Origin of the sequence: Agrobacterium sp. ICMP 6402 (genome assembly GCF_009498615.1) — a bacterium.
Taxonomy (GTDB): domain Bacteria; phylum Pseudomonadota; class Alphaproteobacteria; order Rhizobiales; family Rhizobiaceae; genus Agrobacterium; species Agrobacterium burrii.
This window is the reverse complement of sequence record NZ_QSNV01000002.1, coordinates 391,442-412,640: the sequence shown is the minus strand read 5'-3', so window position 1 is coordinate 412,640 and position 21,199 is coordinate 391,442. Positions and strand designations below refer to the sequence as shown.

Genomic DNA, 21,199 nt, shown 5'->3' with positions numbered 1-21,199 from the left:
GTGGGAACGCAGGAAAGCCGCCCGGCAGAACCGGGCGGCGTGGTGTCAGGCAAACTCAGTTGCTTGCGGTTTCGCGGATTTCGACCTCTGCGCCGAATTGCAGTTCAAGTTCGTCGGCGATGAAATCAACCGCCTGAGCGGCCGTCATCTTACCGGTCTCAACCGCCTGCAGGCCGCTGAACAGCACCTTGTTATAGCTGCCGAACTTGGTGTGATTGGGCACGAACTTCGCGTCCTTCATCATCGGCGAGGCAGCGGAAAGGACCCAGTTGTCGCGGTATTTCGGCATGGCCGTCTGGGCGTTGCTGATAGCCGTATGATAGGAGGTCACGGCGTGTTCGTTGTTGAAATAGGGCAACGTCGCGAGCGCCACGAGATCGGCGGCGATATCGGCATTCTTGCTCTTGGGATTGACGGTATAAAGCAGCGGATGCGACAGGTTGGCCGGTTTGCCGCCCTTTTCAGCTGCCGGCGCGGAAATCCAGCCGATCTTGTTGAAATATCCCTTGGCATCAGTCGGCCAGGTCGCGCCGTTCTTTTCACCCACCTGCCAGGCAACCGCCCATACACCCTGATGGAAGACGAAGGCCTTTTCCTGCTTGAAGGCGGTCTGGATGGCTTCCCAGCTCATGGCGGTATTGTCGACCGGGGTAACGCCCTGCTTGGCGTTGCGCTCGTACCAGCCCAGCGCCTTGGCCATCTCGGCCTTGGGGAACATCAGCTTGCCGGTCTTCTCGTCCATGAACTTCACGCCATAGGACTGGAACACCATCAGATAATCGATGCCGACATTCGGGCGGTGCAGCATGCCATATTGCGCGGCCTTGCCGTCAACCACTTCCTTCGACAGCGCGGTCAGATCGTCGAGCGTAAACTCACCCGCATCGACCTTGGCCGGCAGAGCCTCGATGAAGGCTTCGTCCTTGCCGATCTTGCGCAGCATATCCTTGTTGTAGAAGAACATGCGGATTTCCGCGTCCTGCGGAATGCCATAAATCTTGCCGTCGGTTGCTTTGGCCGAGTCCCACAGGACCGGCAGAATATCGCCGTAGACCCAGGGAGCGGCGGCAATCTTGTCTTCCATCGCCATCGCATAGCCATCCTGCGCGAACTGGCCGATCCATTCATGCGGCAGAATGTAGACATCCGGTCCCTGCCCTACCGAAAACGCCTTCAGCGTATCGAGTGCGAAGCCATCCCAGCCCTGCACGCTGCTGTTGTTGGTATCGATGACGATACGCTTGTCGACACCGGCGGCCTTGAACTGCGCATTCATGACGCCGGCCGCCGCTTCGATGTTGGTGATGCGGGCAGGCGCATTCTTGTCGGCAAGCGTCCAGAGCTTGATGTTGATGTCTTCGGCAAAAGCAGCGGCCGGCAAAAGCGCGCCGAGGGCGACCGTCGCCGCCAAGGAGAGAGACTTGAACATGTGATCCATTCCCGTTGAAACTGATTATTTAATTAAGTTGCTTAATTTACAGCTTTATGACATTTCCGGTGACAAAGCTGGGAGAGCGAAACTTTGGCTGACAGACGAAACGGTGGGCTTGCGGGTATTGGCGCGACACAGGGCGCGCTTCTGGGCTACATAAGGCGCAAGGGCTCGGCCTCACGGGTCGAACTTGCCGAGTATTGCAGCGTAACGCCGGCTGCCGTCAGCATGATGACACGCAATCTGCTGGAACGTGGCCTTATCGAGGAAGGCGCGCGCCGGCAGGAGGGTCGCGGTGCCCCCCATATCGACCTCATGCTCAGGAAAAATGTCGGTTACGCCCTGGGAGCACATGCCAATCGTTATTCGGTCACGCTGACGTTGTTGAATTTCAGCGGGGAAATCGTCGGCGAATTACGGATGCGTGGCGCCTATGACGCCTTTTCCGACGTCCAGCGGGCGCTTCAGGATGGATCCGAAGAGCTGCTGTCGAAAAACGCGGTCAACCGAGACGACCTGATCGGCGCGGCGATTGCCATGCCCACCCGCTTTCGCAAGGAGGCGATGTCTCTCGACCTTGCCGAAGAGGTGATTTCCTGGGCGGGCTCTGATCTTTCCACCATGCTGCGCGAAGCGCTGCGCTGCCCGGTGATCATCGAAAACGATGCCAATGCGGCCGCGATGGGCGAGCTGACGCTCGGCAACAAGGCGGCACACGAGAACTTCGCCTATCTCTATCTGTCTGAAGGCATCGGCGGCGGCATCATCATCAGGAACGAGCTTTATCGTGGTTATCTCGGCAATGCCGGCGAGATTGGCGCTCTGCGCGGCCGTGGAGACTCCCGCCCTTCTTTCGAAGACCTGGCGGCCTGGTGTCTTGAGCATGTGGGCGAAAAACCCTCGGGGCGCGCGCCGGATGTCTGGACGGATTATCTGTTGCGCAATGCCGACGTGCTCGATGCATGGCTGGAGCGGGCCGGGCCGCAGGTCGCCCGCCTCGGCTTTGCCGTCAGCGCCGTGCTCGCACCCACCGCCATCTATGTCGGCGGCACCTTACCGCGAATAGTACGCGAGAAGCTGATGCAATGGCTGGATTATGAATGGTCGAACCCGTTTAACGGCTCGAAGGTCATACAGCCGCAGGTCCTGCTGCCGGAAGTCGTCGCGACGGACCCCGTGGCCTTCGGCGCAGCGGCAATGATCCTGCACGGCATCAGCGAACTTGGCTGATACCCCGCGCGTGAGCGGTTCAGCCGAGATTGTTCACCATGAAATAAATCAGCCAGCAATGTGCGATCGCCAAAACCGCCCAGGCCCATTTTGCGACCCTGATATCGGCATCAACGACCGTGTTGCTGATCTCGGCTCCACCCGGAACCTCTTCGCCGCGGCCATCCCGTGTCAGAGACGGGGATGACGCCTTGATATCCGGCTCGATGACGGCATAAAGCCTGTCGTTGCGCATCGATGCACGCGGCTCATCGTCGACGCTCTCCGCATGGGAAAGCGCGCCGTCGCCGGAAGCGTAATTCACCGCCAGAAGTTGCGATGACACCCGCCTGTTACGCATGTTACTTCGATTGGGCATCATAATTGTCCACATAATAAAAATAAAAATATCCACCAGTAGTACCGGATAAAGCCGTAGCTCTTCCGGGCATGTCAGCGATATGCGCAGTTCACGAGCGTCTACCGACCAGGTATGTCCCCCATGCCTTTGCGTCCCCCTGAACGCAAAAGGCCCCGGTAATCACCGTGCCGGGCCTGCCGGCAAATCGCGCCTGGCCGCGTAGGGCTTGGCCTCTCGCTGGATCAGGAAGACGGATTTTTCGACCGGAAGCGGCTCGGCCGTCCGGTACCGCTGAAACCGTCTGGAATATTCGAACCGGATCAGCCTGCCTTCGAACTTCCCCGCCAGAACGCGATAGCCGTTGACGAATTCGTTCAGGATTTCCAGCTCTTCCCCCCACAGCCAGCCACCGTAAGAGGTGCCCTCGTTCGAACGCAGCACGATCTCGAAAAAATGCCCGCCCGCCACCACCGGCATGCGAAAAAGAATATCGAGATTATCCTCATCCTGATCGTCACACTTCTCAGCCGATAGCCTGGCATGGGCAACTTTCGCATGAACCAGCGCCGAGACCGGATAGAACGGACGTCCCTTGAACCACATGAACTCGCTGACCGCGTATCCGACATCGTCGGCACGCTGGTAAGGTTCAGTACGCGGCTCGAACGCCATGTAGCTTCCGTTGAACGCTATCAATTTCGAAATTTCCCGATGCCTGCCCGCTGCATGTCCGCTGTTTTCCGCCCGTCTTTCATGCTTCTGTCTGCGACAATAGGCAGGCCGCGTCACACCAGCGTCAAATGGAACGCTATGATGACTTTCAATTTCCCGGACACGTTGTTAGATGGTGATTCATGAGGGGACGAAAGTGGCTGGGAACGCTGAACTGATACCGATCAGGCTTTTTGGCACCCCGCGCTGTGACGCGGTGAGGGAGGCGTTTTTCCCGTCCAAGGGTTTTGCCCTCATCGCAGCCCTCATTCTTGCGCCCAACCAGTCGCTTTCCCGCCAGTCCGCCGCATCGCTCCTGTGGGAAAATGTCGAGCAAAAACGGGCACTCGGCAACTTGCGACAGCTGATCCTGCGCCTTCAGAAGCTGCCCAATGAAGACGAGGCCATCCTTCTCACCGAAGGGAACGATCTGAAGGCCGGACAGCTGGCGCAGCGGACCGACCTTGCGATCTTTCTTGTCGGCGCCAGAGCCGAAGACCCGATGCGCCGGCTGCAGGCCCTGCTGGAATTCGGCGGCGATCTGCTGGATGGGCTGGATGCCGGGCAGGATCATCTCTACCTCTGGCTGTTGTCGGAACGCCGCCGTCTCAAGGACCTGTTCTTTTCGAGCTACACGCAGCTTCTGGAGGAGCTGACCCGCTTTGGCCGCGCCAGCTCCAATGATATCGCGAGACTTGCCGAATGCGCGCGCAATATCGAACCGGAACGCGAGGAAACCTACCGCGCCGCCATGGCCGCCTATGCGCGGATCGGCAATATCAGCGCCTGCGAAGGTATGTTCGGCCTGTTGCTGGAGCAGCTGCGTCAGGAGGAACGTTCGCCGGAAGCCGAGACCGTGGCGCTGAGACGCCGGATACAGAGCCTCGCCTCGACGATAGCCACCCCCGCCGAGCCGGACGACGCCAACCGGCGAAAAGCCACTGCGAAACCGCGCGTCGCCTTCGGCCTGCCGGCGCGGGTGGATGGGCTGCCGGCATCGCCGGTCATGCATGCCTTTATCGAGGATGTCGCCAACAGCCTGGTGCGCTATCGAACATTTACCGTCCTTTCGCCGCACAGCACCTTTGCTCTTTCACGAGGCCGGGCCGATGATGGTTACGCCATGCTGCGGGCCGACTACCGGATCATGTCGTCGGTTTTCGACGATACCGGCATGTCGGTGGCGCTGATCGAGGAAGCGACCGGCGAAATCGTCTGGTCGCTGGAAGTGGTCCTCTCCGAGCGGCACATTCACACCGCCTTTCGTCTGCTCTCCAAACAGGTGGCTGCGGCGCTTGCCCGCGAGATCGAGCGGCTTCAGGTGGAACCCGACCGGAACCACAGCGGCGAGGCCTACCGGCAATTGCTGGAGGGCCAGCAGCTCCTGCGCGGCAAATGCGACCTGCCGCTTCTGCGCAGAGCCCGTTCGATGTTCCGCAGAGCCGTCGATCTCGACCACAGCATGGCCGTCGCCCGCGCCCGGGTGGCACAGAGCCTGCAGCTGGAATGGCTGATGCTAGGCGGCAACGACCCTCACCTGCTGCACCGCGCCAAGGCGGAGGCCGACGCTTCCGTTGAGATCGACCCCGCCCTTGGCGTCGGCCACTGGATGTGCGCCGTGGTGGCGCTCTACCAGCGGGATTTCGACATATCCGCCGAAAAATTCTTCGAGGCGGAGGCGCTTGCGCCCAACTCCGCCGACCTCCTGCTCCAGCATGCGGATGCGCTTGCCCACTTTGGCGATGCCGAGACCGCCTGGGAGAAATTCCAGCAGGCGATCGATCTCAACCCGCTCGCACCCGATATCTACTGGTGGGCAGGCGCCAGCATCGCCTTCAAGCGCGAGGATTACGGCGCGGCGGTGGAATTATGCGCGCGAATGGAAAATGACGAGCCGGCCCTGCGGGTTCTGACCGCAAGCCACGCGCTGCATGGCGATTTGGCCGCTGCCCGGCAAACCGGCGGCAGGCTTCAGGAAAACTATCCGGGTATGTCGGCGAGGGAGATCAGCAGCCTTTCTCCAGACCGCGACCCGATAGCGAATGAGAAATTCTATCACGCACTTCGATTAGCTGGGATCAAATAGGAGATATTATGTCCTCGCATTTCTTCATTGTTGGAAAAAAGGGCTTCGGCGTTCTTTTCATTCGCACGACGCCGCTGAGGGTTGCGTCCGTATCGCATGAGACGATTGCGGCCTATGAAGCCAGCCACCCCGGCGTGGACGGCTATGCACGCGTCGCGGCTGCGGCAAAGGCCATGCTCGTCCGCCAGGACGGCCAGCCCGAGGCTGAGCTGGACCAGGTCCAGATCCAGGGCATCGAAGCCCTCGTCGCCGGCGGCGCCGTGGTTTCCGAGGCAGATTTCGCCTTTATCGGTGAAGTGACCGACGCCGGCTGGGATTTCAACCGCATGGTGCAGGCACCGATCGGCGCGGCGCTGAAGGCTGTCGGTCCGGCGGGTTCCGTCACCGGCGAGCTGTTCGACGCCATCCTTGCCGACGACGCCAACTCTGCACCCTGATCGCGGTTCCGCAGCCTTGACCGGTGCCGGTGCTCCCATATCAGCGACAGCGGCTTCAAGGCATGCGGACGCATCGTTCTTCGATCCCGAACTGCTCCGGCAGTTCGGGATTACCCGCGTCGGTGACGTGACCGGTCTCGATATTATCGGCATACCCGTCTGGTTTGCGGTGCGTCCCAATTCGCGCGGGCTCTCGGTTTCGCAAGGCAAGGGACTTGTTGCGGAACAGGCGCGGCTCTCGGCGATCATGGAAGCCATCGAAGGCGCCGTCGCTGAAGATACCCGCAAACATGTCTCGGCTTTCGGCTCCCTCGAGCAGATGCGGGCAAAGGGCGTTCCTCTCATTCCTTTCGAAACCGTCGGCCGCGTCGATCCGGACAGGCTGGATCCCCGGCGCGAACGCGGCTGGGTGAAGGGAATATCCGTTCGCCAGCAGCAGGACGTATTTGCTCCTTACGAACTCATCGGCATGGATTTTCGCGCGGATTTCCCCTGGGATCGGCAGGCTTTCCTCATGAGTTCGCAGGGTCTCGCGGCGGGGTTTAACGACGACCATGCGGTTCTCCACGCCTTGCTCGAACTCGTCGAAAACGACGCCTGTTTTCTCGTCGATACTTTTGAAACCCGCACGATCGCGCCAGAGCCGGTCATGTTTCCGGCGGGTGTCGATACGTCGTTCGACAGCCTTGTTAAACGTCTTTCAGACATTGATCTGAAACCGTCTTTCTTCGACATGACGAATACACTCGGCGTGCCGGTGGTGATGGCAAGCCTTCCCCGCTCCGTTAACGCGCTGGACGGCCCTGCAACCCGTAATGCGGCGGGCGCGGCCTGCCGGACCGCAACCTATGACGCCGCCGCTGCAGCGCTGCTCGAAGCGATCCAGTCGCGACTGACGGATATCAGCGGCGCGCGGGATGATCTCTCCCCGCTGCGTTACCAGCGGGACATGTTGACTGCCCCTGCCCCTGCATCAGCGCGGCAACCGGTGGAACGGACGCCGGTGCAGCTTGATCTTGTAACGGATGACAGATCTTTGCCGCCCTGGCGCCAGCTTGGCGAGCGCCTTTTCACCGCGGGGATTGAGGACATTTATGTCTTCGCACTGGAAACGGGTGTCCCGGGCCTTAATGTCGTGCGGGTTCTGGCAAGCGGCCTTACCCCGACCAGCGGCGGCCTGCAAAACATATCGCCGCGGACACTCGATCATTTCCTGAGCACCGGAGGTGTTCGATGAAAACCGTGGTTTTTGCCGGCCCCTCCATCCACGGCGTCACTGGCAAAAAAACGTCAGGTCTCGATCTTCGCGGACCCGCCGCCTGCGGTGATATTTTCGATGCCGTGCAGCAGGGCGTCCAGACGATCGGTCTCATCGACGGCCTTTATGGGGACTGCGCCGCCGTCTGGCACAAGGAAATCCTGCATGCCCTGTCATCCGGCGTCACCATTCTCGGTGCCGCCAGCATGGGAGCGCTCCGGGCGGCGGAATGTGCGGCCTTCGGCATGATCGGCATCGGCGAAATCTTCGAAGCCTATCGCGATGGACGACGGTTTTCCGACGCCGATGTGGCCGTCAGCCACGCGCCGGGTGAACTTGGCTATCGCCCACTGACAATCGCGCTGGTCGACGCCGAGGCAACGCTGGAAGCGTGCCGCGATAAAATCGCACCGGAAGAACACGATACTCTGCTGCACGCCGCCCGGCATCTGCATTTTACCCGCAGAACATGGCGCGCCATTGCCGCTGAAGCCGGGCTTGGTTCGGACGTGGCAAATCTTCTGGCCAAAGAGGCCGTTTCCGTAAAAAGAAACGACGCGGTCGAACTTCTGGAGGTGCTCAATGCCGGGGACCTGCCATCCCAGTCGCCGCCATCATGGAAATTCCAGAACACGGTGTTTTTTCAGCAATTAGCTGCACGGCGGATGACAGGAGAAAAGACGCCGTGACAATTTCCCGGTCTCCGTCTTTCGTGCCCGATTGTGGTGGATTGATTGACACGATCGCATTCGCGCTTCCGGCATCGTTTTTTACGGAGCACCGCGACAGGGATGGCGTTTCGCCACTCCTTCCCATCGGAAACCTGCTTTCGGCCCTGCCCCGCGAAATGATCGCGGCCATCGTCATCGACCGGGCCTGCCTTCCATCGGCGCAGAACTGGCTCGAAAGGCTGGCGCCCCCCTGCGCCGCCGAGTTGCTGCCGCTTGATGAAAACAGCAGCATTTCGCACCCGTGGATACAGGATATCGTCCATGTTCGGACCGATGGAAAAGGCACCCCGACCGAACTGGTTTCGGCAGCGGGAAACGCCAGCGCCAGCGCGCTTGCCAGGCGTTTCGGGCTCGTAACGGCCGATTCGGACGTCCTTTTGGATGGTGGCAACCAGCTGGTTGGCCCGGATTTTCGGCTGGTCGGATATTCGAGCCTCCAGGACAGTAGCAGGGCAGGTATCGGGAGCAACGCCGTAGAATGTTTGCAGCAATGGCAGAAGGTTCAGGTTCTGGACGGCAGAACAGTCTACAGTTTTGGATACCGGCCGGAGGACCTTGGTGTTACGGAGGCCACGTTCGACCTTTCCCAGGCAAGATCAGCCCCCATGCCGATGACCGCCCGGAAAATGCACCAATGCGGTTTCCACGTTGATCAGTTCGTTGCGGTGACCGGTTTGAGGCAGGAAAACCGTCCACTGCTTCTGGTAGCCGATCCGGTGGCGCATGCGGGATGCAGCAGCCGTGCGGCGACGGATCTGAAACGAAAACTCGACGCCTCGGTGCTTTCGCTGATCCGGGAGGGTTTCGCAGTAATACGAAATCCCATTCCCCTTTCACCGGCCATCGACAGCAACAAATGTATTCCGCGACTTTACAACAATGTCATTCTTGAAAATGTCGCACGATCAGGCCAAAAACAGCCATTCGTCTGGCTGCCGCATTTCGGCGACGAGGAGGCGCTTGAGGAGTTCGACGAAGACAACAGGAAAATCTGGGAAAGGCTCGGTTTTCATCCCATCGGCGTGGCCGGATGGAGCCATCTCGCAAGCCGCAACGGGGCGTTGCGTTGCGCCACAAAGGTTATAAACCGGGCCTCGTGACGTGTTCTGTAACTGTAAAACTGCGTTATTTTGTCAATAAGAGTTCATATTACCCGTGGAAATTGTGTTGAATGTCTACCTTCAACAATATTAATTGATAATTATCCGATTTAAGACCCTCAACATGGAGGAATTTATTATGCAGCCCAAACTTCCCAGCCCGATCGACGTGCATGTCGGCACCCAGATCAGAATGCGGCGCAAGTCGCTCGGCATGAGCCAGAGCGCTCTGGCCGGCCGGCTCGGCATCACCTTTCAGCAGGTCCAGAAATACGAAAAAGGCGCCAATCGCGTTGGTGCATCGCGTTTACAGGCCATCGCATCGGTTCTCGGCGTCGATGTCAGCTCGCTTTTCGCCAATGCCACGCCCGATGTCGGAAACGACAATCCGGCCATCGGCTCGATAAACGCCATGCAATCCTTCGTCGCTTCGAATGAAGGATTTTCGCTCAATCAGGCCTTTTCGCGAATCAGGAGTTCAAGCATCCGCAGAAGCATTGTCGCCCTCGTAACATCGCTCGCAGCGACCGAAACGGTGGAAAATACGGCCGCGGCGGAGAAAAAGAACGATGAGTAACGCAGGTGTGACGCTCGCGTGACGCTCGATATGGTCGAAAATGAATAACGCGGGATCAACGCGTTTTCATACTGTCGATTGTCGAGAGGGAAGCATGGCGGCGTCTACCACAGCAATACTTGAACAGGACAATTCAGACGAGATTCTGGCGCTTGGAAGGATGGTTTCATACCTTTGCCAACGCTCGAAATCCATGGAACTGGGCATGTCGACCTATTTCCTGGAAATGGCATTGTTGTCGCTGGCCCAGGATATCAATCAGCACGGCCTGCCGCATGCAGGCGCAGAGCTGAATTCCAGCGGTTTCGCATCGGCCGATCTGCATTGAGCAATTTCCTATTCGCAGCCGCATAGATGCCTAAGACGGAACGTTCCCGCACCGTCCTCCAGACGGGAACCTCCTGAAATAAGTTGGCGCATCTTGCATCTGCCTGCATTCGCATAACCCCTCCCACGGGATTTCATCGCAAATGATGATCGAGGCCCGGTTTTTCGCCGGGCCTCGCCTATTATCAGGGCAACGCAATCCTGGTTGATCCAGAGCTGCCGATCCTCAAGCCGCTGTTGCGCCAGAAGATCAACCATTTCACCCACTGCCGGTACATGCGGCGAAGGCACTCAAGACGCGACAGCGCCCGGCCCCGGCACCGCACCCGGCGGCACCTTGCCCAGAATGATCATGCCCAGAACCTCGTCTTTCGTGACATCCTCGGTCCGGGCATGGCCGACAACCTTGCCGTTCTTCATCACGAAGACCCGGTCGGCCAGATCGAAGACATCGTGAATATCGTGGCTGATGAGGAAGATGCCGATGCCCTGCCGTTTCAGTTCCTTGACAAGATCGCCAACCTGCGCCGTTTCCTGTGGCCCAAGTGCCGCCGTCGGTTCATCCATGATGAGGATGCGAGCGTCGAACAGAATGGCGCGGGCGATGGCAACGGACTGCCGCTGACCGCCTGACAGCGCCTTGACCGGCTCTTTGAACCGCCGGAAATTGGGGTTGAGACGCCCCATCACCTCGCGGGCCGAAGCTTCCATGGCGACATCATCAAGCGTGCCCCATTTCGTCTTCAACTCGCGGCCAAGATAAAGATTGGCCGCCGCATCGACATTATCCGCCACGGCAAGCGTCTGGTAGATGGTCTCGATACCGTATTTCTTGGCGTCGCGGGGGTTACGGATATCCGCATCCTCGCCGTTGATGAGGATATCGCCGTCATCGCGCCGGTATGCGCCGGACAGGATTTTGATGAGCGTCGATTTGCCCGCGCCATTATGGCCGAGAAGGGCAACCACCTCACCGGGGAAAAGATCGACAGAGGCGTTTTCCACCGCATGGATGCCGCCGAAGGAAATGGAAATATTGCGCATTTCCACGAGGGGCGTGACTTGGTCCGTCATAGGAGTTCTCCTCGGTTCTTACTTGGCGCGGGCGCGGTAGATCGTGTCGAGCCAGACGGCGACGACCAGAACCACACCGACCACGATGCGCTGGAAGGGCGTATCGATGCCCACCAGCACCATGCCGGATTGCAGCGATTGCATGACGAGCGCGCCGAGCATCGCGCCCGCGATGGTGCCGACACCGCCGGCAAGCGAGGTGCCGCCGATGACGGCCGCCGCGATGGTGTAAAGCTCATCCAGCTCGCCCTGCGCATTGGTGGCGGCGTTGAGGCGGGCGGTCGAAATCGCCGCAGCGATGGCGCATAGAACGCCCATCAGCGTGAAAATCTTCACCGTGACCCAGCGGGTCTTGATGCCGGCAAGTTCCGCCGCTTCCGGGTTGCCGCCGATGGCAAAAACGTAGCGTCCGAAGCGCAGCCGCGTGGCGATGAAGGTCATCACCGCGCCCACGGCGAGCGCCATCAGAACGGGAACGGCAATGCCGTGCGAGATGAACAGACCACCTTCAGGCCAGACGATCCCGTTTGCATCGGCATAGTTGCGGGCGATGTTGATCGGCCAGGGATAGCTGTTCACGACGGCAACGAAACCGACGACGATGAGGCAGCCGAGCGCCACCAGAAAATATTCCGCCCAGACCGGCCGCAGCGGAAAACCGAAACGGCGGCGCTGGTGGCGGGAATTCAGGATGGCCGCCACGATGGCGACGCAGGCGACGACGGCGGCGATCCAGCTCCATGTCGCGCCGATCGAACCATTGGTGCCGCCGCCCATCAGACGGAAGGTGGAATCCATCGGCGCAACGGTACGCCCGCTGGTGATGAACCAGGTGCCACCGCGCCAGACGAGCAGGCCGCCGAGCGTGACGATGAAGGATGGCACGTTTAGGAAAGCGATGATCGAGCCCTGCAACATGCCGATGGCGCCGCCGACAAGAATGCCGGTGAGAAGCGTGACGATCCATGTCGCCCAATGTTCGAAACCGAGGATCTGCGGCAGGATTTCCGCCTGCATGACCCCCATGATCATGCCGGAAAAACCGAGGATCGACCCGACCGACAGATCGATATTGCGGGTGACGATGACCAGCACCATGCCGGTTGCCATGACAGCCACGGAAGCGGTCTGCACCGAAAGGTTCCAGAGGTTTCTGGGCGTCAGGAACAGGCCGCCGGACAGGATATGAAATCCGATCCAGATCAGAAGAAGCGCGCCGACCATGCCGAGCAGCCTGGTATCCAGCTCCGTGGCGCTGATGAAGCGCGGTATCGAGCCTGTCTTTTCCGCCTTGGGAGACGCCGTGGAATTGGATTGGGTCATATCGGCCATGAACTGCCGGTCCTCCTTACATCTGAAAGGCGCCACGCCACCAAGGTGGCGCAGCGCCCAAAGCTGGACCCTTGGGTCTTAGTCGCAGGCCTTGACGGTTCCGGCCTTCACACCCTGGCAGGCCGTTTCCTTCTTGATCCAGCCGGCATCGACGACGACGTTCAGATTGTCCTTGGTAATCGCAATCGGCTTGAGGAAGACCGACTGCATCGCTACCTTCTTCGGACCACCATCAAACGAGGTGACACCCTTGATTTCCGTCATCTTCTTGCCGCCGGCCAGCTCCAGCGCGATGCCGGCCGCTTCCTTGCCGAGTTCACGGCTGTCCTTCCAGACCGACACCGTCTGCGTGCCAAGCGCGACGCGGTTAAGCGCAGCGAAGTCAGCATCCTGACCGGAAACGGGAACCGAACCGGCCATGCCCTGCGCAGCGAGCGCGGCAATGGCGCCACCGGCCGTGCCGTCATTCGAGGCAACGACCGCATCGACCTTGTTGTTGTTCTTGGTCAGGAACTGTTCCATGTTCTTCTGGGCATTTTCCGGCTTCCAGCCATCGGTATAGGCTTCGCCGACATTCTTGATCTTGCCGCCGTCGATGGCCGCCTTCAGAACTTCCTGCTGACCAGCGAAGAGGAAATCCGCATTCGGATCGGAAGACGAACCCTTGATGAAGACGTAGTTACCTTCAGGCTTCACCTTGAACACTTCAGCAGCCTGAAGACGACCGACTTCCTTGTTATCGAAAGTGATGTAGAAGGCGTTCTGATTTTCGATCAGACGGTCATAACCAACGACCGGAATGCCTTCGGCAACGGCCTTCTCCACCGCCGGGCCAATCGCGTCGCTATCCTGCGCCAGGATGATCAGCGCATTGGCGCCCTGCGAAATCAGCGATTCCACGTCGGTCAGCTGCTTTGCGGCGGAAGACTGCGCATCGGCGGAAATGTATTTCGCGCCGGCCTTGTCGAGTGCTGCCTTGATGGCCGCCTCATCCGTCTTCCAGCGCTCTTCCTGGAAGTTCGACCAGGACACGCCAACGACGAGATCAGCCGCGATGGCCGCAGTATGCAGGGAAACGAGTACAGCCGTACCCGCCAAAAGCTTGGCAAATGAATTCATGATGTCCTCCCGGTAAGGGCGAAGCCTGCACCTCCATGCAGGGAAAACGCCCGGAAAAAGCTGTCGGCCTTTGTGGTTACACAATTTTCTCGACAGTCGAGAAAATTAATGTCAGAGATTCCGAATGCTGTCAACAACGGCTGCGGGCAGCATCCGGGTGCCTTGATCTTGCTCGCGGCATGCGCCATCAGACGAGGTGAGCACGACAGGAAAAAGCCGTTCAGGGAGCAGGCCCCAGCCCATGTCCGCCATTGCAAGTACGGAACTGGTGCGCCAGAAAAACAGCCTGTCGGTGATGGCGGCCCTGCGTCTGCACGGCAGCCTTTCCCACACGGACATGTCGTCGTTTACCGGGCTTGCCTCCGCCACCGTTTCGGCCATCACCATGGAACTGGAGCGTGCCGGTCTTATTATGCGCAAGGAACAGCTCACCGCCACCGGTCGCGGGCGGCCGCGCATTCTCTTTGCGCCGCGCGGCGCATTCTGCCACGTCGCCATCGTCATCATCTCCTCCGACAGCGTGCAATATTCGCTGGTCGACTATGCCGGCAAGCTGGTGGATCGCTTCGCCGAACAGAGACTAGCTGCCGAGAAAGGCAGATTCGGCGGGGCGATCCTTGCTGGTCTCGCACGACTTGCGGACCGCTCGCGCATCGACCGTCACGATATTCTTCAGGTGTCGATCAGCAGCAAGGGGCTGGTGGATGCGGCAGCGGCAACGCTCGTCTGGTCACCGGTACTCGGCAATGAAAGGATCGATTTCCGGCAACTGCTTTCCGGGGACAATCGCATCCGCGTGACACTGAACAACGAAACTCTGCTCGCCGCCAAGGCAATCTGGATGCGTGAGCAGGCGAAGGCAAATGAGAACGCGCCACCGGAGGCGCTCGTCACCCTGTCACTCGGCCACAGCATCGGCCTCGGCATTGCCCGCTCCGCAGGCGGCACGATCGATGTCAGCGCCCCCAATTTCGGCCATATGCTGCATCTGGCCGATGGCGCCTTGTGCCGCTGCGGCACCAAGGGCTGTATTGAAGCCTATTCCGGGTTCTACGCCATCCTGCGCTCAGCCTTCGAAGCACCGCCACAAGCCGAACCGGCGAAATTCGTGCCGATTGCGGAGGTGGACAAGATCGCCGCATCCGCCCGCGCCGGTGCACGCATGGCGCGCCTTGCTTTCCGCACCGCCGGGCTGGCGCTCGGCAACGGTCTTTCACGCCTTTTCAGCCTGCATGGCCATATGCCGGTTTTTATCACCGGACCCGGCACCCGCTACTACGATCTTCTGGAAAGCGGCCTGCGTGACGGCCTTACGCAATCGCAGGCGGTACGTTTCGGCGGCATGCCTAAAATAGGCATCGCGCCCGACGAACCAGAACTGGTATTCGAGGGGCATATGGAACACGCGCTTTCCACCGCCGACGATTATGTATTAAGCGCCGAAAACCTCCAGAAACCGGCAAGGAACTCTGGCAACTGATTAAGACCTAACGCGCTTCCGCGATAATACACAGCCACCTCCCTAAAGGCGGCGCAGGCCTTCGCGATGCATCGTATTTTCCGGCAATTTAACTCCGCTGGCGATCCCAAGCCACATCAGCAACTGGATAAAATTCCAGCCAAGATCAACTTGTCCCGGCTCCAGCCCAAGCCGGGCCGACTCAGGAAAGGCATGGTGGTTGCCGTGAAAGGACTCGCCAAAAGTGACCACTGCTGCTGTGGGAATATTGTAGCCCTGCACAGCGACATTATCGACTGCCCATCCCTGATGTCCTCCGCGATGTGCGAAATGGCCAACAAGCCAATGCCCAATCAATGAAACCGAAATGCGCACCGCAGTGCCCCACACCACCCAGCTCCAGCCACCGAGGACATAAAACAACAACATCCAGGGGAGTTGCTGCGCCATCCAGCTCCGCTCCAGGAACTGGTAAAACCCGTCATTCGCAACCTCCGGCTCAATAACGAACGTTGGCGGATGCTTCAGCATGACTGCGCAATGCATCTGCCACCAAGCATCAACGAAAAAGGAACGCCGGTGCGCATAAAGATCATGGCACTTCGTCTGTCGTTGAGCCCAATCGCGGATGTCATGGGCGTAAATCATGCCAAACGGTCCAGCCATGCCGACCAGCGTGCCAAGATAGACCAGCAGGCGCTCAACAGCCTTGCCGGTGCGGAACGAGCGGTGGATCAGCAGCCGGTGCATCCCCACTGAATGCCCGGCGCAGATGGTGATCACGGTCATAACAACGAACAGAGTGAAACTGCTCCAGGAAAATGTCAGCGGTCCGAGCATCACCGCCGCCGCTATCATTGACCCGGTCCAGAGCGACTTTGCTGGCATCCAGCATACCCGCCCTTCGCTTACATCGGAAAGCGGTTGCGAGATCATGCGTCCTGTGGAAACCACCATCACAGTATCCTTTCCATGCCGTGCGCACGCTTGCCTCGCCAGCCACCAAATGATATTTATTTAGTCTATAAGCTAATTACCTTTGTGATTGATTTTTATAATTAGGCAATTAGCTAATTAACTCAAGCGCCGATATTTGTGAATTGCCAATGAAAGGCAGGACGATGTGACCGGGCAGGAAAATGATTCCAACATGCTGGCAGAACAGGTAACGACTCCGCCCATGCAGCTTGTCTTCGAGGCACTTGCGTCCGCCCCACGCCGCAAAATCCTGGCCTATCTCTCCCATACGGATCTTACGGCCGGGGAAATTGCTGCACGCTTTGACATGTCAAAGCCCTCAATCTCACAGCATCTAAATGTGTTGGAAACCGCCGGTTTGATCTCCGGCAAGCGCGAAGGCCAATTCATTCGCTATTCGCTGACACCGAACAAGCTGGTGAATACACTCAACAGCTTCGTTCAGGACGTCTGCCCCGTTGGCCGACCGCTTAAGAAGGAAAGCAAGGGGTTGGCGAAACTGAAGTCGGATGAGACGACGTGAAAGCTCGATTGCGAACCGTTGAAGGCCTCCCCGAAGCCGGCGAGACATTCGGGGAACTGACGGGCAATTGCTGAAGGCTCAGGCCCGCTCCGCCACCGCTGCCGTTTCTTCCTCGGCGCCCGTCAAAAGCCGGACGAATTCATCCAGACCGGCCGCCTGTTCCTTGCTGAGCAACAGGCCCTGCTTCGTGCGCCGCCAGAGAATATCCTCGGCCGTGCAGGCCCATTCCTGCTGTACCAGAAAGCGAACCTCGCATTCGTAAAGCGTGCCGCCGAAATGGCGGCCGAGACCGGACACATCGGTGACCGGACCGAGCAGATCCGCCGCCCTGGTGCCGTAATTTCTGACGAGGCGTTCCGCATGGCGGCGGTCAAGAAAGGAATAGCGGTCGATCAGCCCTCTCACCTGAGCATCATAGCGCTCCACACTGAAATCGCCGCCGGGCAGATGGGAGCCAGCCGTCCACGGCTTGCCCTTCTCGCCGATTGCCGTGCCGATCTTTTCCAGCGCATGTTCCGCCAGCCGCCGATAGGTGGTCAACTTGCCGCCGAAAATATTGAGAAGCGGCGCTTCGCCTTCGCCTTCTTCCACCTTCAGCACATAGTCGCGTGTGGCTTCCTGCGCTTTCGAGGCGCCGTCATCGAAGAGCGGCCGCACGCCCGAATAGGTCCAGACGATGTCTTCCGCCTTTACCGCTTCGCTGAAATAGTCGCTTGCCGCATTGCAGAGATAGGAAATCTCTTCCTCCGAGATGCGAACCTTGGCGGGGTCGCCCTGATAATCACGGTCCGTTGTGCCTATCAGCGTGAAATCCCGCTCATAGGGAATGGCGAAGATGATGCGGTTGTCCGGGTTCTGGAAGAAATAGGCGCGCGGATCGGAGAACTTCTTGCGCACAATGATGTGGCTGCCCTGCACGAGGCGGACATTGTGGACATCGTTACGGCCAAAGACGCCGGACAGCACAGTGTCCACCCATGGGCCGGCGGCATTGACCAGCATGCGCGACCGGTGTGTGGCGGAATGTCCGGTTTTTTCGTCCAGCGTCTCGATGAGCCAGAGGCCGCCTTCACGTTTTGCGGAGACGACCCGCATGCGGTTCATGATCGTGGCGCCACGATCCGCCGCGTCGCGGGCGTTCAGGACCACGAAACGGGCATCGTCGACCCAACCGTCGGAATATTCGAAAGCCTTGGCGAAAACCGGTTTCAATGGCTTGCCTGCCGGGTCTTGCCGTAGATCGAGCGTGCGGGTCGCTGGCAGGAGCTTGCGGCCGCCGAGATTGTCATAAAGAAACAGGCCGAGCCGGACCATCCAAGCCGGACGTACGCCACCCTTCTGGATGGGCAGAACGAAGCGCATCGGCCAGATGACATGCGGCGCCATGGCCCAAAGGATTTCCCGCTCCATCAGGGATTCGCGCACCAGACGAAACTCGTAATGCTCGAGATAACGCAGACCGCCGTGAATGAGCTTGGTGGCAGCCGAAGACGTGCCGGAGGCAAAATCGCCCTTTTCCGCAAGCGCCACGGAATAACCCCTGCCCACCGCATCGCGGGCAATGCCGCAGCCATTGATGCCGCCACCGATGACAAAAAGATCGAAAATGGTCTCGCCGGACATAGAGCCTCCACGACAGCGCAGGGGATCGTATCCCCATCGTTGAAAGACAATTGCCATAAAAACGAAAACAAAACGAATGTCAAAAGAAAACAAACGAAACACGTTTTGGCAAAAGCGGTCGGCGGCTGCTCACCGTTCACCGCATGGCCAGCGTCTTAGGTGCTCTGTGTTTCAGCCGTGTGTCGGGGTAACCTGCTCAAGCTCATAGAGCACGCCGCCCATGTCCTTCGGATGCAGGAAAAGAACGGGATTGCCATGCGCGCCGATCTTCGGCTCGCCATCGCCCAGAACACGGATGCCTTTTTTGACGAGATCGTCGCGCACTGCCAGAATATCAGGCACCTCGAAGCACAGATGATGCGTGCCGCCAGCCGGGTTCCTGTCGAGGAAGGGGGTTATGGGCGAATTTTCCCCGAGCGGATGAAGGAGTTCGATCTTGGTGTTGTCAGCCTGAATGAACACCACGGTTACGCCATGTTCGGGCAGGGATTGCGGCTCCGAGACCTCTGCGCCCAGCGTCCGGTAACGGGCAATGGCGGCATCCAGATCCGGCACCGCGATGGCGACGTGGTTCAATCTTCCGAACATGGGTGTCTTTCCCTCACGCGTTGCGCCGGATGCCTTCGAGCAGGTCGAGAACCTTGTTGGCGGCATCCATGACATTGGTGCCCGGTCCGAAGATTGCCGAAACCCCGTGGTCGAGCAGGAATTGGTAATCCTGCCGCGGAATGACGCCGCCGACGACGACGACGATATCGCCCGCACCCTTCTGTTTCAGTGCCTCGACCAGCTGCGGCGCAAGGGTCTTGTGCCCGGCGGCAAGCGACGACATGCCGACCACATGCACTTTGCTTTTAACGGCAAGATCGGCCGCCTCAGTGGGTGTCTGAAACAGCGGCCCCGCCAGCACGTCGAAACCGATATCACCGAAGGCGGAGGCGATGACCTTCGCACCGCGATCATGCCCGTCCTGCCCAAGCTTGGCGACCATGATGCGCGGTTTGGTGCCGATCCTTTCCGCAACGCCGGAAAGTCGGGCGGCGAGCGTAGCCAGCTCCGGCTCGTCTTTATAGGCCTCGCCGTAAATATCGCTCACTACCTCCGGCACGGCGGCGTGATCGCCGAAGGCCAGGCGCAGCGCATCGGAAATCTCGCCGACCGTGGCGCGGGCGCGGGCGGCAATGACGGCGGCTTCGAGAATATTACCTTTACCGCTGCGCGCGACCTCGGACAGTGCGGCCAGCGCCTTGGAAACATCCCCGCCATCCCGGCGGCGTTTGGTGTCCTCAAGCCGGCGGATTTGCGCGGCGCGCACGGCGGCGTTGTCGATATCGAGGACATCAATATCCTCTTCCGTCTCCAGCCGGTAGCGGTTGACCCCGACGATGACCTCTTCGCCTTTGTCCACCGCCGCCTGTCGGCGTGTTGCAGCCTCCTCGATCAGCCGTTTCGGCAGCCCCTCCGTCACGGCCTTGGTCATGCCCCCAAGCGCCTCGACTTCCTCGATCAGCGCCCAGGCCTTTTGCGCCAGCTCATCGGTTAGGCTTTCGACGTAATAGGAGCCGGCCAGCGGATCGACGACTTTTGTGACGCCGGTTTCATGCTGGAGGATAAGCTGGGTATTGCGGGCGATGCGGGCAGAAAACTCAGTCGGCAGGGCAATCGCTTCATCGAAGGAATTGGTGTGCAGCGACTGCGTGCCACCAAGCACGGCGGACATGGCCTCAAAGGCGGTGCGGACGATGTTGTTATAGGGATCCTGCTCCTGCAAGGACACGCCGGAGGTCTGGCAATGGGTGCGCAGCATCAGCGACGAGGCCTTTTGCGGCTTGAACTCTTCCATAATGCGCGACCACAGGAAGCGGGCGGCGCGGAGCTTCGCCGCTTCCATGAAGAAATTCATGCCGATGGCGAAAAAGAACGACAGGCGACCGGCGAAATCATCGACATTCAGCCCTTTCGCAAGCGCGGCTCGCACATATTCCCGGCCATCCGCCAGCGTGAAGGCAAGCTCCTGCACCAGCGTCGCGCCCGCCTCCTGCATGTGATAGCCGGAGATCGAGATGGAGTTGAATTTAGGCATCTCTTTCGCGGTATATTCGATGATATCGGCGATGATGCGCATCGAAGGTTCGGGCGGATAGATATAGGTATTGCGGACCATGAACTCCTTGAGGATATCGTTCTGGATGGTGCCGGAAAGTTTTTCGCGGGAAACGCCCTGTTCTTCACCAGCGACGATGAAATTGGCAAGCACCGGAATAACCGCGCCATTCATGGTCATCGATACCGAGACTTTTTCGAGCGGGATGCCGTCGAACAGGATTTTCATGTCCTCGACGCTGTCAATCGCCACGCCGGCCTTGCCGACATCGCCTTCCACCCGCGGATGGTCGCTATCGTAACCACGATGGGTGGCGAGATCGAAAGCCACGGAAACGCCCTGCTGGCCGGCGGCGAGCGCCTTGCGGTAAAAAGCGTTCGAGGCTTCCGCCGTGGAAAAACCGGCATATTGACGGATGGTCCAGGGCCGCCCGGCATACATGGTGGCACGCGGGCCGCGCGTGAACGGCGCAAAGCCCGGCAGGCTTTCGAGATGGGAAACCTGATGCAGATCGTCGGCCGTATAGAGCGGCTTTACCTCGATGCCTTCAGGCGTGTGCCAGACGAGTGTTTCCGGTGACCGCTTCAGCTCCTTTTCGGCAAGCTGCAGCCAATCCCGCACCGTTTTTTCACCCGACATGCATCTCTCCCCTTCTGCATTTCATTTTAGCACTGTGACGGGCGATCGTGACAAAAATCGAACGATCCGCCCGCAGGTCCGACCTCGTAAACCGCTCCGGCCCGCATCCGTTCCGGAAA

The 21,199-nt window shown here is 59.5% G+C and carries 20 protein-coding genes; 10 read left to right on the top strand and 10 right to left on the bottom strand.

What is annotated here, in order from left to right; all coding sequences use genetic code 11:
* Positions 1–55: 55 nt before the first annotated feature.
* Positions 56–1,429 carry an ABC transporter substrate-binding protein gene (locus DXT96_RS10105; RefSeq protein WP_153514503.1) on the bottom strand — a complete coding sequence of 458 codons (1,374 nt, stop codon included), beginning with the start codon at positions 1,427–1,429 and terminating at the stop codon, positions 56–58.
* A gap of 93 nt (positions 1,430–1,522) precedes the next feature.
* Here DXT96_RS10105 and DXT96_RS10100 point away from each other — a divergent pair, with 93 nt between their 5' ends.
* A complete protein-coding gene (locus DXT96_RS10100; protein ID WP_153514502.1) occupies positions 1,523–2,662 on the top strand; it encodes an ROK family transcriptional regulator in 1,140 nt (379 codons plus the stop codon).
* A gap of 19 nt (positions 2,663–2,681) precedes the next feature.
* Here DXT96_RS10100 and DXT96_RS10095 read toward each other — a convergent pair whose 3' ends face one another.
* Both DXT96_RS10095 and DXT96_RS10090 read right to left on the bottom strand, forming a co-directional pair.
* Positions 2,682–3,020 (bottom strand): hypothetical protein, encoded by a 339-nt coding sequence (locus DXT96_RS10095; RefSeq protein WP_149899405.1) that lies wholly within the window; start codon positions 3,018–3,020, stop codon positions 2,682–2,684.
* Positions 3,021–3,182: 162 nt separating this feature from the next.
* Complete coding sequence (locus DXT96_RS10090) at positions 3,183–3,674, bottom strand: hypothetical protein (RefSeq protein ID WP_149899406.1); 492 nt, start codon at positions 3,672–3,674, stop codon at positions 3,183–3,185.
* A gap of 172 nt (positions 3,675–3,846) precedes the next feature.
* On the opposite strand from DXT96_RS10090, the gene DXT96_RS10085 reads away from it, so the two are divergent.
* From DXT96_RS10085 to DXT96_RS27395, 7 genes are all read left to right on the top strand, one after another.
* Entirely contained in the window at positions 3,847–5,799 is a 1,953-nt protein-coding gene (locus DXT96_RS10085) for a BTAD domain-containing putative transcriptional regulator (RefSeq protein ID WP_153514501.1), read from the top strand.
* An 8-nt stretch (positions 5,800–5,807) separates the two neighbouring features.
* On the top strand, positions 5,808–6,236 hold the full coding sequence (locus DXT96_RS10080) for a hypothetical protein (protein ID WP_046799798.1): 429 nt from the start codon (positions 5,808–5,810) through the stop codon (positions 6,234–6,236).
* A 37-nt stretch (positions 6,237–6,273) separates the two neighbouring features.
* Positions 6,274–7,473: a YcaO-like family protein gene (locus DXT96_RS10075; protein WP_371418840.1), complete on the top strand. Its 1,200-nt coding sequence runs from the start codon at positions 6,274–6,276 to the stop codon at positions 7,471–7,473.
* Entirely contained in the window at positions 7,470–8,183 is a 714-nt protein-coding gene (locus DXT96_RS10070) for a TfuA-like protein (protein WP_153514499.1), read from the top strand. The genes DXT96_RS10075 and DXT96_RS10070 overlap by 4 nt, the downstream gene beginning before the upstream one ends.
* Positions 8,180–9,325 carry a hypothetical protein gene (locus DXT96_RS10065; protein ID WP_371418829.1) on the top strand — a complete coding sequence of 382 codons (1,146 nt, stop codon included), beginning with the start codon at positions 8,180–8,182 and terminating at the stop codon, positions 9,323–9,325. The genes DXT96_RS10070 and DXT96_RS10065 overlap by 4 nt, the downstream gene beginning before the upstream one ends.
* 139 nt (positions 9,326–9,464) lie before the next feature.
* A complete protein-coding gene (locus DXT96_RS10060) occupies positions 9,465–9,902 on the top strand; it encodes a helix-turn-helix domain-containing protein (RefSeq protein WP_153514498.1) in 438 nt (145 codons plus the stop codon).
* A gap of 94 nt (positions 9,903–9,996) precedes the next feature.
* Positions 9,997–10,230, top strand: coding sequence for a hypothetical protein (locus DXT96_RS27395; protein WP_174373788.1), 234 nt, complete (start codon positions 9,997–9,999; stop codon positions 10,228–10,230).
* A gap of 290 nt (positions 10,231–10,520) precedes the next feature.
* Here DXT96_RS27395 and DXT96_RS10050 read toward each other — a convergent pair whose 3' ends face one another.
* From DXT96_RS10050 to xylF, 3 genes are all read right to left on the bottom strand, one after another.
* Complete coding sequence (locus DXT96_RS10050; RefSeq protein ID WP_149899412.1) at positions 10,521–11,303, bottom strand: ATP-binding cassette domain-containing protein; 783 nt, start codon at positions 11,301–11,303, stop codon at positions 10,521–10,523.
* 18 nt (positions 11,304–11,321) lie between these two features.
* Entirely contained in the window at positions 11,322–12,635 is a 1,314-nt protein-coding gene (locus tag DXT96_RS10045; RefSeq protein ID WP_153514496.1) for a sugar ABC transporter permease, read from the bottom strand.
* A 78-nt stretch (positions 12,636–12,713) separates the two neighbouring features.
* Positions 12,714–13,754, bottom strand: a complete 1,041-nt coding sequence (gene xylF, locus DXT96_RS10040; RefSeq protein ID WP_153514495.1) for a D-xylose ABC transporter substrate-binding protein — start codon at positions 13,752–13,754, stop codon at positions 12,714–12,716.
* Between the two features lie 241 nt (positions 13,755–13,995).
* Here xylF and DXT96_RS10035 point away from each other — a divergent pair, with 241 nt between their 5' ends.
* A complete protein-coding gene (locus DXT96_RS10035; protein ID WP_153514494.1) occupies positions 13,996–15,234 on the top strand; it encodes an ROK family transcriptional regulator in 1,239 nt (412 codons plus the stop codon).
* Between the two features lie 42 nt (positions 15,235–15,276).
* On the opposite strand, the gene DXT96_RS10030 is transcribed toward DXT96_RS10035, so the two are convergent.
* A complete protein-coding gene (locus DXT96_RS10030; protein ID WP_371418828.1) occupies positions 15,277–16,173 on the bottom strand; it encodes an acyl-CoA desaturase in 897 nt (298 codons plus the stop codon).
* 190 nt (positions 16,174–16,363) lie between these two features.
* Between DXT96_RS10030 and DXT96_RS10025 the strand changes: the two genes are divergently transcribed.
* Positions 16,364–16,714, top strand: coding sequence for a metalloregulator ArsR/SmtB family transcription factor (locus tag DXT96_RS10025; RefSeq protein ID WP_236776607.1), 351 nt, complete (start codon positions 16,364–16,366; stop codon positions 16,712–16,714).
* 78 nt (positions 16,715–16,792) lie between these two features.
* On the opposite strand, the gene DXT96_RS10020 is transcribed toward DXT96_RS10025, so the two are convergent.
* From DXT96_RS10020 to scpA, 3 genes are all read right to left on the bottom strand, one after another.
* Entirely contained in the window at positions 16,793–18,337 is a 1,545-nt protein-coding gene (locus tag DXT96_RS10020; protein ID WP_153514493.1) for a glycerol-3-phosphate dehydrogenase, read from the bottom strand.
* A gap of 171 nt (positions 18,338–18,508) precedes the next feature.
* Positions 18,509–18,925, bottom strand: coding sequence for a methylmalonyl-CoA epimerase (gene mce / locus DXT96_RS10015; protein WP_153514492.1), 417 nt, complete (start codon positions 18,923–18,925; stop codon positions 18,509–18,511).
* Positions 18,926–18,938: 13 nt separating this feature from the next.
* A complete protein-coding gene (gene scpA, locus DXT96_RS10010) occupies positions 18,939–21,080 on the bottom strand; it encodes a methylmalonyl-CoA mutase (protein ID WP_153514491.1) in 2,142 nt (713 codons plus the stop codon).
* Positions 21,081–21,199: the final 119 nt, after the last annotated feature.